The sequence below is a fragment of the Lachnoclostridium sp. An169 genome (genome assembly GCF_002160525.1).
Classification (GTDB): domain Bacteria; phylum Bacillota; class Clostridia; order Lachnospirales; family Lachnospiraceae; genus Mediterraneibacter; species Mediterraneibacter cottocaccae.
Map to the genome: position 1 here is coordinate 18898 of NZ_NFKT01000016.1, position 12846 is coordinate 31743.

Genomic DNA, 12846 nt, shown 5'->3' on the forward strand with positions numbered 1-12846 from the left:
AAAAAACAGATACAAAAAGGAGAACGTGACAATGGGTATGGAAGATTTTTTTGCAAGTCTGCCGACAGGAAAAGAAGATAAGCCGTTATTATTTGGGATTGGGCCGCTTACATATGATTTTCATGATGTGGATGGTCTGTACTACATGCTGGACAGAAGACTGTCCGGATGCATGATCATGATGTGGTCCAAGCAGATGAATCCTGAGATCAGAGGGAAGGTCACACTGGACGGAAAAGAAATCCGGGGATCCGTCCTGACATCTATGCAGCAGATGAACTATATGTGGATCCTCGGGATTCCTCTGAGAGGGCATATCGCGGAATGTGGAAAGGAATATGCGCTTCATGTAGAAGGATATGAGGACACAGACGGAAATCAGATGAATCCGCAGGATTTTGTGATTCAGTCGGCTGCCTGGACAGACGCGGAGGAGAAATATGCCGGGCATGAACAGATCGCCTACCAGGCGGCGGTGGAAGGGACTGTTTTGCTGGAAAACAAAAACCACGTGCTTCCGTTAAAAGAAGGCACGGTCTGCAATCTTTTCGGGAAAGGGATCCATCAGTTCAGAAATGGGGCGGTCGGAGCCGGCAAGATCAATCCGCGCTACAGCCGGAACCTGGCAGAGGCACTCAGGATGAGCGATGTGTTTACTTTGAATGAGGAGCTTGTGGAGTTTTACAGTTGTGACGAGGATGAGATTCCGCCAGAGCACATCATGGAAAATGCAAAAAAAGCGTCCGATACAGCGATCATGCTTATTACGCGGGCAGCCGGGGAAAACATGGATAATTCCACCGCAAAAGGAGAGTATTATTTATCCGATAAAGAAGAAGCGCTTATTCAAACGCTCTCGCAGGAGTTCGCCCACGTCGTTGTCATTCTTAACGTCGGCTATCCGATCAGTATGTCTTTTGTAAAAAAATACGGTATCGAGGCAGTGCTGTACACAGGTTTCGGAGGAATGCTGGGAGGACCGGCAGTTGTGGATCTTTTGTCAGGCAGGCAGTATCCTTCGGGAAAACTTCCGGATACCTGGGCGGAGGATTATTTTGATATCCCGGCGAGCAGAAATTTCTACGACTGTGTGGACAAACCCAGGCTGGATGCAGAACAGGATGTATATGTGGACACGGTGTACGAAGAGGATATTTATGTAGGATACCGCTATTTTGACACTTTTGGAAAACCTGTGGCTTATCCGTTCGGATATGGACTCAGCTACACCGAGTTTTCCATGAAAACAGAAGAAGTGGATTTTGATGGTGAGAATCTGTCCCTGAAAGTGATCGTGAAAAATACGGGAGACAGAGCGGGCAGGGAAGTGGTTCAGGTCTATGCCGGAAAACCGGAGGTTGAACTGGAAAAACCAAAAAAAGAACTTGTATTCTTTGAAAAGACGAAAGAACTTCTTCCGGATGAAGAACAGAAGATGGAAATTGTCATCCCGAAAGCGCATCTGAGTTCCTACAGCGAAAAAGACGCGGCCTATATTCTGGAGAAGGGAGAGTACCTGGTGTATGTGGGAAACAGTGTGGAAGCAGACGCGTGCGGAAGTTTTACTCTGAGTGAGAAACAAATTACCAGGCAGGCGGTCAACCGGATGGTCCCGCAGACCGCATTCACCCGCCTTTCCAAATACAATAGTGAAAGTTATCCAACAGGAAAACCGTCGGGGGTAAAGGAAGAAAAACATACTTTTGAGCCGTATGCGCCAAGAGAAAAGTTCAAAGCAGAATTCAAGGGAGAAAAGCCGTCAGAGAAACTGACTTTTGCTGATGTCAGAGAGGATCTGTCCAAAGCGGAAGCATATGTGGCACAGTTTTCTCTTGAAGAACTGGCCAGGATCTCGGTATGTGCCCAGGCAGGCTGGGGGATGGAAGGCGTAGGCGAAGCCGGAAGCATGTATCAGATGGAAGGATTTGATATTCCAAGGTTCCCGGTTTCCGATGGAAACTGTGGAGTCAATCTGCGGATCCCGAATATCGGAATGCCTTCAAGCGTAACAGTCTGTGCAACATTTAACAAACAGCTTGCCGAGCAGGCGGGGCGGGTGATCGGAGAAGAAGCGAAAGAACTCGGCATGCCGATGATCCTGGCGCCCGCCATGAATATCCACAGGAATCCGCTGAATGGACGTCAGCCGGAATATTTTTCTGAAGATCCATATCTGGCCGGTGTTATGTCCGGATGTTTCAGCAGAGGGCTTGAGAATGCCGGAGTCGGCGCCTGTATCAAACATCTTATAGCCAATAACTGTGAATCCAGCAGAAAGCGGAATCAGAGTATCGTCAGCGAGAGGGCGCTTCGGGAAATTTATTTCAAGGCCTTTGAATATTCGATGGAGGAGCATATGCCTGCAGCGGTAATGACCGCCTATAACGCCTGCAACGGACAGCCTGCTTCTACAGACGCAGAGCTTATTCTGGGAATGCTCCGGGAAGAGTGCGGATTCGACGGTTTTGTGATGACGGACTGGACTTCCTATGATACAGCGGATGTGGCTTGTATGATCGAAGCAGGCAACTGCTGGATCACTCCGGGATCTACCGATGATACTTTCACCAGCCGGATCATCGCCGGGGTAAATGAGGGAAGGATCCAGCTTGCACGCCTGCAGCAGAATGTAGTGTCTATGATCAGAACGATGGCAAGATTCAGTTAGGGAGGCTGTGCCATACAGAGTGAGGGAATTTCATGAGAAGAGAAGATTTTAATACGGGATGGAAATACAGGAATGTGAATGACAGGCAATGGAGGGAGATTACACTGCCTCACGATGCAATGCTGTTTGAAAAAAGGAGAGAGGATGCACCGGGCACGAACGCTGTCGGGTATTTTGAAGGCGGGCGCTACATATATGAGAAGACCTTTCTTATTCCCAAAGAGTGGGAAGGGGATTATTTAGCGGTTGAATTTGAGGGCGTCTATCAGCATGCAAAAGTGTATTTAAATGACACATTGGTGAAGGTCTGCGAATACGGATACATTCCGTTTCGGGCAGAACTCATGGGCGCGGCTGTCTATGGGGAAAAGAATGTGATCCGGGTAGAGGCGGATAACTCGGATCAGCCCAACAGCCGCTGGTATTCCGGCAGCGGGATCTACAGACCGGTACATCTGATCCATGCCGGCAGTACGCATATCGACTGGCAGGGAGTCAGGATAAAAACCCTCTCTTACGAACCGGCAAAAATACAGATTCGGACATCAGTCACCGCAGAGACGGAGGTAAAGATCATCCTCCATGTTACAGAGGCGGGCAGCGATACTGTGATCGCAAAGGCAGAAGGAACGGAGGCAGAAATAGAGATACCCGGCGCGAAACTCTGGGATGAGGAGCATCCGCATCTGTACCGGTGCAGAGTTCTGCTTATGGAAAATGATACTGTGCTGGATGAAGCGGAAGAAGAATTCGGGATCCGGCTGGTTGAATGGACGGAAAAAGGACTGTTTATCAATGGAAAAGAGACGCTTCTTAAGGGGGCATGCGTTCATCATGACAATGGGGTGCTGGGAGCAGCCACTTATGATAAATCCGAAGAGAGAAGAGTCCGGCTGTTGAAAAAATATGGATTCAATGCGATCCGGAGTTCCCATAATCCGGCAGCAGAGGGGATGCTCCGCGCCTGCGATAAACTTGGCGTATACGTCATGGATGAAACCTGGGACATGTGGTATGGACATAAAAACAAGTATGATTATGCCGATGCATTTATGGAAAATTATCATTCTGATATCAATGCAATGGTGGAACGTGATTACAATCATCCCAGTGTCATCATGTACTCTATAGGAAATGAAGTCTCTGAGCCAAAAGATGAAAAAGGTGTTCAGCTTGGCAGAGAGATCGTGGAGTATGTTCACAAAGCAGATGATACAAGACCGGTGACTGCCGGGATCAATTTAATGGTCATTGATATGGCGAGCAGAGGAAAAGGAGTCTATAAGGAGGAGGGCGGACGTTCGGATCAGGAAAAAGCAAAGAAGAGGAAAGCGAAAAAAACGAAAGCTTCCGGAAGTCTTTTCTTTAACATGATGACATCCATGATCGGAACGAACATGAATAAGATGGCAAATTCCAGGCATGCGGATGAGGTGACATCGCCAATCCTCGATGCACTGGATATCGCCGGTTATAACTATGCATCGGGAAGATATCCGCTGGAAGAAAAAGCCCATCCGGGGCGTCTGATCATCGGTACGGAAACGTTCCCTATGGATATTGCCAGAAACTGGGAAATGGTAAAGAAGTACCCCTATCTTCTGGGAGATTTCATGTGGACGGGATGGGACTATCTGGGGGAGGCCGGGATCGGAGCCTGGACTTATACGGCAGACGGGGCCTCGTTTGACAAACCGTATCCATGGCTTCTGGCGGACGTGGGTGCACTGGATATTCTTGGAGATGCGAATGGAGAAGCTTATTATGCCAAAACAGTCTGGGGACTTTCCGACAAACCCTATATCGGCGTAAGACCTGTGAACCACCCGGGGATCAGGGTACGGACAGCAACATGGAGAGGAACGAACTGTTTCGCGAGCTGGAGCTGGAGCGGATGCACGGGAAACAAGGCGGAGATAGAAGTGTATGCCGACGCTGCCCGGATCGAACTGCTGTTAAACGGAAAATCCCTTGGGAAAAAGAAAGTGAAAGCATATAAAACATTGTTCCGCGCAAAATACCGGCCCGGAAAGCTGGAAGCGGTCGCATATGACGCTTCGGGAAGAGAGACAGGAAGAAATACCCTCGTATCTGCCCGGGAAGATCTCAGAGTATCTGTGCTCCCGGAGGAAGAAAAGGTGAAAGCGGGAGATATTATCTATATACCCGTGTGCATTACGGATCAAAATGGGATCGTGGAATCCAATATGGACAAAAAAATATCCGTATCGGTCGAAGGAGGAACACTGCTTGGATTTGGCAGTGCCAGGCCATGCACACTGGAATCTTTTGTAACGGGAGAATATACCACATATTGTGGACGGGCATTGGCTGTTGTGAAAGCCGGAGAAGGAGATAAAGTTAGGGTTTATGTTCAGGCGGAAGATTTGGGAAGCGCAGAACACTGGATCGATATTGTTCAGTAATTAATATTTGCGATTGTAATATTCGTGATAAAAATAAAACATTCGTAATATTGGGAAGAATATCCGGATCATATAATACAGTCAATAAAGAAAAAGGAGGCTGGCTATGAAACATTATTGTAACCCCATGAACCTGGAATACCGTTATCAGTTTTACCGCAAGGTAAATGCAGCGGAAAAACCTGAGCCGTTTAAAGTTTACAGAGAGGCGGCAGATCCTTCGCTTATCCTGTTTAAAGATACATATTTTCTGTTCCCGTCCATGACAGCAGGTTTCTTTACAAGCGATGATCTGTATAACTGGGAGTTCCATGAGTTCAGAGGAAAGATTCCGATCTATGATTATGCGCCGGATGTGAGGGTGATGGGAGACTATATGTATTTTTCTGCTTCACATATGGGAGAGGCGTGTGATTTTTATCGTACCAGGGACCCCAGAACAGAGGAATTTGAGAAAATTCCAGGTACATTTGCATTCTGGGATCCGAATCTGTTTATTGACGATGATGGAAGAGTGTATTTTTACTGGGGATGCTCCAATCAGGAACCGATCTATGGAGTCGAGCTGGATCCGGAAACGATGGTGCCGACAGGAGAGAAACAGGTGATGTTCGATACGGATCCGGAACATCGGGGATATGAGCGCTTCGGGAATGAGCACATCCCCCCGAAAACGCAGGAACAGATCGAGGCTGAGGTGGATCAGATGTATCAGGGCCTTCTGGCACAGTCTGCAGCAGAAGGCCGGGATATGGGGATGAATGAAGAAGAACTAAGGAACATGCTGCGCGGATACTTTGGAAACAAGCCATATATTGAAGGGGCATGGATGACAAAACATGACGGCAGATACTATCTGCAGTACGCGGTTCCCGGTACAGAATATAATGTGTATGGAGACGGGGTATATGTAAGTGATCAGCCGCTCGGACCGTTTAAGCCTGCAGAGAATAATCCGTATTCATATAATCCGGGAGGGTTTATGACAGGGGCAGGCCATGGATCTACATTAGAGGACAGGCAGGGGAATATCTGGCATACAGCGTCTATGAGAATCAGCCATAATGAGAATTTTGAAAGAAGGCTCGGACTTTGGAAAGCGGGATTTGACGAGGATGGAGAATTGTATTGTGATCAGCGGTTTGCGTGCTGGCCGATCGCAATGGATGCAAAACCGTTCGATCTGCCGGACTGGATGCTTCTTTCCTACCGCAAACCGGTAAAGGTCTCAAGCGGTACAGGGGCTGAGAATATCACGGATGAAAATATTCAGACATTCTGGAAAGCAGCGTCAGATCAGCCGGGAGAGTATGCGGTCGTTGATCTGGGAGAGGAGATGCGTGTCTCTGCAATCCAGATCAATTTCGCAGATGACGGTATGAGAAAAGAACTTCCGGATACGCTGGAAATGCTGCGCCTGCCCTATGAAGAACGATGGATCGATACGGAAAAACAGAGTACAAACTGGCTGCTGGAAGGTTCGGCTGACGGAATAAAGTATTTTGTTATTGCCGACAAACGGGCAACAGATACAGATTATGCGCATGATTTTATTGAACTGGCGCAGGAGACCAGGATCCGTTTTGTAAAACTGACAGTGGAAAAGCTTCCTTATGGACAGTGCGCAGCTGTTTCCGGCATCCGTATATTTGGAAAAGGAAACGGCGAATCTCCGCACAGAGCAGAAGGGGTTCAGGCTGACTATGACGGCGCCATGGATATGGACGTCAGCTGGAGAGCAGAGGATGCAATCGGAGCAGTGATCCTCTGGGGACATGCTCCGGAAAAACTCTACCACAGCCGGATGGTCTATGGCAGAGAGGAAGGACATGTCGGCGCGCTCGTAACCGGGCAGTCTGTTTATGTCAGAATCGATACGTTCAATGAGAACGGAATAACGGAAGGCGAGGTGATCACAGTCTATGAAGGCGATCATGGTGATGTATGATTCCCTGAACCGGAATATGCTGGAACCGTATGGCTGCGACTGGATCCGGACCCCGAATTTTATTCGGCTTGCAGAGAGATGTGTGACATTTGACTGTAATTATGCGGGAAGTCTGCCATGCATGCCCGCGCGGCGGGAAATCCACACAGGAAGATATAATTTTGAACATCGAAGCTGGGGGCCGATCGAACCTTTCGATGACTCAATGCCGGAGATACTGAAAAACAACGGGATCTATACCCATCTGGTGACAGATCACGATCACTACTGGGAAGACGGTGGAGCGACCTATCACTCCAGATATTCTTCCTTTGTATTCAGCAGGGGGCAGGAGGGAGACCACTGGAAGGTCAACTGTGATCTGATCCGCGCGGTGCATGAGAGGAATCTGTACAGCGGGAAAAACTATTATGACCTTGCCAACAGGGAGTATATGGACCGGGAGGAGCGGATGCCGCAGGCGGTCACGTTTTCAGCGGGATTGGATTTCCTGGAGAAAAACCATGCTGAGGACAACTGGTTCCTTCAGATCGAGACGTTCGATCCCCATGAGCCTTTCTTTACCCAGAAGGCATATAAAGAAGCGTTTGCTCATGATTATGACGGGGATATGGGAGACTGGCCGCCTTATTATTTCGTGACGGAAGGCGGGGACGCCGTCCGTCATGTGCGGATGGAATATGCGGCGCTTGTCACTATGTGTGACCATTATCTGGGACTGGTGCTGGATAAGATGGACGAATATGATCTGTGGAAGGACACGATGCTGATCATCAATACGGATCATGGTTTCCTTCTGGGAGAACATGGCTGGTGGAGCAAAACCGTCATGCCTGTCTATGAGGAGATCTGTCATACGCCGCTTTTCATTTATGATCCCCGCAGCGGCGTGCATGGGGAGCGCAGGAGCGCCCTGACACAGACCATCGATCTTGCGCCTACGATACTGGAACATTTCGGACAAAAGATCCCGCAGAATATGCAGGGGAAACCACTGCAGTCTGTGATAAGACATGGCGGAAAGATCCGGGACTATGCAATGTTCGGCTATCACGAGGGTCACTGCAATATCACTGACGGAAGGTATGTGTATATGAAAGCGCCTCTCGAAGGAACGGAATTTTACGAATACACCCTGATGCCGACCCATATGCAGCGCCGGTTCGGAACAGAGGAACTTCAGGATATTCATCTGCAGGAACCCTTCTCCTTCACGAAAGGCTGCCGGACCATGAAGATCCGGGCAAATGAGGGGATGAACCATCTGGCGAATTTCGGAACAAGACTCTTTGATCTGCAGGATGATCCCAGGCAGGAGCATCCGGCTGACAATATTGAGAAAGAGACGGAACTCGCCAATGCCATGATCCGGATGATGCATGAGGACGAGTGTCCGGCAGAGCGTTTCGGGCGTTTTGGATTCCCGGAAGAAGGAGAAGTCACTCCGGAGGATATCAGAAGGCTGCATGAGAAGGAAAAACAGGTCCGTATTCCGGACAGATTCTCCGATATGGAGTGGGAGGAAGGCGCGGCAAATATGTGCCAGGTGATCGCACGTTTCCTTCCGGAAGAGGCAGCAGAGCAGGCAGTTGAGAGAATCTGCCGCAGGAAAGAGGACAGCGGAGGCAGAGTAACGGCGGACCGGATGCTCGAAGTGATCAAAGAAGCGGTCCCGCAGGAACAGCAGCCGATTGTGTACTATTTCGGCATGCTGGCGGCCCGTACCGTGTGATGTGTGCGGATATAGGGAGATAACGGAAATCACGTATAAAGAGAGATAACAGAAATCACGTAGTGAAAGGAGAAACAAATGGAAAAGAAAGATAAAATGGGAATCGGTAAGTTCTGGGGATGGCAGGCAAGGGCAGTTTCTATGGGATGTATGGTCATTATCCTGGGGTATCTTAACATTTACTGCACAGATACTCTGATGCTTTCATCCGCAGTAGTGGGAATACTGCTTCTCGTATCAAAGATCACAGACGGTATTACCGATCTGATCGCGGGATATATTATTGACAATACACATACGAAATGGGGAAAGGCAAGACCTTATGAGGTGTTTATTATCGCTCTGTGGATCTGTACATGGCTTTTGTTCAGCTGTCCGGCGGAGTGGTCTGATGTTTTGAAATATATATGGGTATTTATCATGTATACGCTGGTCAATTCCATATTCGCAACTTTCCTGTATTCTAACCAGACTCCATATATGCTGCGGGCGTTTGGTTCACAGCAGCAGATCGTCAAAGTAAATTCTTACGGCGGTATTGTAGTAACGCTGGGCTGTGCAGTAGTTTCCATGCTGTTCCCGCAGATGATGGCGACAATGGCGACCTCTGCGTCAGGATGGTCGAGAATGGTGGGGATGTTCGCAATCCCGCTTTGCGCGATCGGTCTGCTGCGTTTTCTGCTTGTAAAAGAGACGGTTGAGATCGACAATGGTGAGACCGAACGTGTAACACTGAAAGATATGCTGGGGGCGCTCAAAAGCAACAAATATATCTTTATGGCGGCAGGGATTTCACTGTTGTACAATCTCGTTCAGGGAATGAACGCTTATACATATTATTTTACATATATCGGAGGGGGGATTGATAAATATACTTCACTCGCAGCGCTTTCCATGCCGCTTCTGATCGTCATGTTTATCTTTCCGCAGGTGATGAAAAGAGGAATCACCACTTCCAGGATCATCCTGTTCGGCGCGATATGCGGTGTTGTCGGATGGGGGCTTAATTTCTTCGCGGGAGACAATATGGCCATTCTGATGATCGCAGCAGTCCTTTATACTTTTGCAGGACTTCCGATTGCGTATATCAGCGGACTTCTGCTTCTGGACTGTTCGGAGTATAATGTGTTGACCGGGAAAAAGAGGATGGAGACAACGATGAGTGCCGTGAGCAGCTTCGGCACAAAGATCGGTCAGGGCGTAGGCAATGCGCTGTTGGGAATTATGCTTGCCGTATTCGGATATAATGGGGCAGCAGAGGTGCAGACGGCAGACGCAGTGATGGGGATCAGATGCCTGTACAGCGTGATCCCGGCTGTGATCTATCTGCTGATCGTCATTATTTGTATGAAATATGATCTGGAGAAGATTCTTCCCGGACTGCGCGAAAAGGCAAAGGCAGGAAAACGGGCGGAATAAAGAAAATTCCAATTGATGGAGCAGGAGGAAACGGTAAGATGCCAAATTCAAGAAGAGATTTTATGCGGGGAACTGCAAATGAAAAACCGGAGTACAGTGAAAAACGCAGACCTGTCCAGGTGCATGAATGTGATGTACTTGTGATCGGCGGAGGAATTGCCGGCATGGAAGCAGCACTGCGTGTTGTGAGCAGAGGGAAAACGGCGATTATTGTTGACAAAGGGGTATTCGGGCATTCGGGAACATCCGGCATGAACTGGGGGCATACTTATCAGAGCATGGAGTTCAGTCCGGATGATGACGCAGCAATAGCAGGCACTATCGCAGTAATGGATATGGTATGTGAGGGACTGTTAAACCAGCCGTATTTCTATAATCTCCTTAAGGCGCATAAAGAGGAAAAGATTATTCAGAATGGCTTGAAATATGGAAGTATTCCTTTATACAACGAGGACGGAACTGTTCTCAGCAGAAATGAAGTGAATCCTCAGTTCCCGGTGACGCATGATCAGGGATTCTGGCCGAGGATGATGGCGCAGTGGTGTCAGAGAAATGGTAATGTAACGGAGATCATAGATAATACTTATGTTGTAGATATTCTTCTGTCGGATGACGGGCATGCTGCGGGCGCAGTAGCCATTGACATGGTGAACGGTATTCCGCATGTGTTCCGGTCCAGGGCAACCATTATGGCAACGGGAAGCTACTGCTGGATTACCGGATGGAACGGCATGGGGGCAGAGTCCATGGCCGGAAAGGAGAATACCGGGGACGGAACTGCCATTCTTCTGAGGCATGGCATCCCCATGGCTGACATGGAGCAGTACTGCGGCGATGCTTCGCAATGGACGCCTGCGGGTACGAGACAGACTATGGGGAACTTTAACTTTGATGCAAGTCAGACACCAAAGAATATGATTTACGATAAGGACATGATTTCCTGGGCGGAGATGCTGGGAGATAAACATCCGATGATAAATATGGGCGGAACCATGAGGATCTTCTATGGTCTGAGACTGCATGGAAGAACGACGGAAAACGGAGGCTGCTATCTGGATAAAGCGTCAGCACCGGTCAGCCCGCGTTATTTCAGGCGGGTAGAAGAGAGGCAGAAAGCTTTGATGGACTATGAACTGCCGCAGTATGTGGAGGTTGTGCCTGAGACATGGGACAGTGCCGGATGTCCGCGTGAATTGTCAGAAACTTCAGAAACGGTCATACCGGGATTGTTCTTTGCGGGAGCGGCGCCGGGAGCAGTCGGAGGCATGACACAGATCGCAGCCCAGTCCGGCGGATGGATCGCGGCAAACGGAGCGGTCGAGATCGCTTCAAAGATCAGTATGCCGGCAGTGGATAAAGAGCAGGTGGACAGGATCATTGAACGGGCATTCCACTATATTGAAAAAGAACCGGAGAATCCGATCAGGCCGAATAAGGTGATGCGCAGGATTCAGCAGACCTACTGGGACAGAGAGAACGGGCCTCTGAAGGATGAAAAGAAGATTAAGGATATCATCCGGGAACTCACAAGGATCAAGGAGGAAGATATCCCAAGAATGTGGACTTCAGACAGATCTTATCACATGAACTGCGAATGGAGAGACTGTTTTGAGGCGGAAAACATGCTCTACTGTGCGCTGGGAGCGTCATATGCAGGATTGATCCGGAGAGAGACAAGGGGATTCAATATGCGTACGGATTATCCGAATCTCGACAACAGTACCGGACTGAAAAATACAGTGGTAAAACTGGAGAAAGATGGGACATGGCATTCGGAGTTCGCTCCGAAATACGATCAGATTATTCCGTCAGCGGTTGTAGCTCAGATGGTTCCGACAGATATCGGACTTGATACATTTGCAAAAGGAGAAAAGGATGACGCAAAGGAGAACAGATAATGGAAAAGAAGATTACTGCAAAAGTGTTCAGGTATGATCCTTCTGTGGATGAAAAGCCATATTATAAAGAATATGAAGTCCCATGGCAGGAAGATAAGAGCGGATTTATGACAGGCCTGCAGGTACTGCACTATATTTACGAAAATATCGAACCGATCGCATATGATTATAACTGCAGAGGAAGCATATGCGGAAGATGTTCCATGGTGATTGACGGCAAGCCCGGCCTGGCATGTTATACAAAGCTGACACCGGGGCGTCATACGTTTGAACCGCTGGAGGGTCAGCCCATTATCCGGGATCTGATCATAGACAGGAAACCGGTCATGCAGAAATTTGTTGAAACGCAGGTGGCAAAGAAAACACTGAATCCGGTAGAAAAATCAGAGAATATTGATTATGACCTTTACTGGAATACTCTGGAAAGGTTAAATAACTGCCGGGAGTGCATGCTCTGCTACGATGTATGTGCCGCTTTAAAAGTGAATGACTGGGATTATATAGGACCGGGGGCAATGATGCAGGTCGCGTTCCGGCATCTGGATCCTCACGATGAGGCTGACCGTGTAGAGCAGGCGGTCCATTCGGGATTATGGAAATGCGTGATGTGCGGAAGCTGTGAGCTCGTCTGTCCTGCTCAGATCCCACATTTATCACTCCTTAAGAGACTGCGGGACGACGCTGAGAAACGGGGCCTGAAACCGGAAGGCTGCGATGACCACAATTTCTGGAAGAACAGTCAATAAGTACGATAA

At 48.7% G+C, this 12846-nt stretch carries 7 protein-coding genes; all 7 read left to right on the forward strand.

Annotated features, from left to right (window positions below):
* Nucleotides 1-31 precede the first annotated feature (31 nt).
* The 7 genes from B5F07_RS12190 to B5F07_RS12220 all read left to right on the forward strand — a co-directional run bounded on the left by B5F07_RS12190 (nucleotide 32) and on the right by B5F07_RS12220 (nucleotide 12837).
* On the forward strand, nucleotides 32-2668 hold the full coding sequence (locus B5F07_RS12190) for a glycoside hydrolase family 3 protein (protein WP_087161566.1): 2637 nt from the start codon (nucleotides 32-34) through the stop codon (nucleotides 2666-2668).
* 32 nt (nucleotides 2669-2700) lie between these two features.
* Entirely contained in the window at nucleotides 2701-5094 is a 2394-nt protein-coding gene (locus B5F07_RS12195) for a glycoside hydrolase family 2 TIM barrel-domain containing protein (protein ID WP_087161567.1), read from the forward strand.
* Nucleotides 5095-5200: 106 nt separating this feature from the next.
* Entirely contained in the window at nucleotides 5201-7042 is a 1842-nt protein-coding gene (locus B5F07_RS12200) for a family 43 glycosylhydrolase (RefSeq protein ID WP_087161568.1), read from the forward strand.
* The gene (locus B5F07_RS12205; protein WP_087161569.1) at nucleotides 7017-8774 is read left to right on the forward strand and encodes a sulfatase; all 1758 of its coding nucleotides are present in this window, start codon (nucleotides 7017-7019) and stop codon (nucleotides 8772-8774) included. Before B5F07_RS12200 ends, B5F07_RS12205 begins: the two co-directional genes overlap by 26 nt.
* A gap of 78 nt (nucleotides 8775-8852) precedes the next feature.
* The gene (locus B5F07_RS12210; RefSeq protein WP_087161570.1) at nucleotides 8853-10193 is read left to right on the forward strand and encodes an MFS transporter; all 1341 of its coding nucleotides are present in this window, start codon (nucleotides 8853-8855) and stop codon (nucleotides 10191-10193) included.
* 38 nt (nucleotides 10194-10231) lie between these two features.
* The gene (locus B5F07_RS12215; protein WP_087161571.1) at nucleotides 10232-12091 is read left to right on the forward strand and encodes an FAD-dependent oxidoreductase; all 1860 of its coding nucleotides are present in this window, start codon (nucleotides 10232-10234) and stop codon (nucleotides 12089-12091) included.
* The gene (locus B5F07_RS12220) at nucleotides 12091-12837 is read left to right on the forward strand and encodes a succinate dehydrogenase/fumarate reductase iron-sulfur subunit (RefSeq protein ID WP_087161572.1); all 747 of its coding nucleotides are present in this window, start codon (nucleotides 12091-12093) and stop codon (nucleotides 12835-12837) included. Before B5F07_RS12215 ends, B5F07_RS12220 begins: the two co-directional genes overlap by 1 nt.
* The last annotated feature ends 9 nt before the right edge of the window (nucleotides 12838-12846 follow it).

Coding starts and splice junctions, on each gene's coding strand:
- B5F07_RS12205 (WP_087161569.1), top strand. CDS start 7,017: ATGAAGGCGATCATGGTGATGTATGATTCCCTGAACCGGAATATGCTG.
- B5F07_RS12220 (WP_087161572.1), top strand. CDS start 12,091: ATGGAAAAGAAGATTACTGCAAAAGTGTTCAGGTATGATCCTTCTGTG.
- B5F07_RS12190 (WP_087161566.1), top strand. CDS start 32: ATGGGTATGGAAGATTTTTTTGCAAGTCTGCCGACAGGAAAAGAAGAT.
- B5F07_RS12210 (WP_087161570.1), top strand. CDS start 8,853: ATGGAAAAGAAAGATAAAATGGGAATCGGTAAGTTCTGGGGATGGCAG.
- B5F07_RS12200 (WP_087161568.1), top strand. CDS start 5,201: ATGAAACATTATTGTAACCCCATGAACCTGGAATACCGTTATCAGTTT.
- B5F07_RS12195 (WP_087161567.1), top strand. CDS start 2,701: ATGAGAAGAGAAGATTTTAATACGGGATGGAAATACAGGAATGTGAAT.
- B5F07_RS12215 (WP_087161571.1), top strand. CDS start 10,232: ATGCCAAATTCAAGAAGAGATTTTATGCGGGGAACTGCAAATGAAAAA.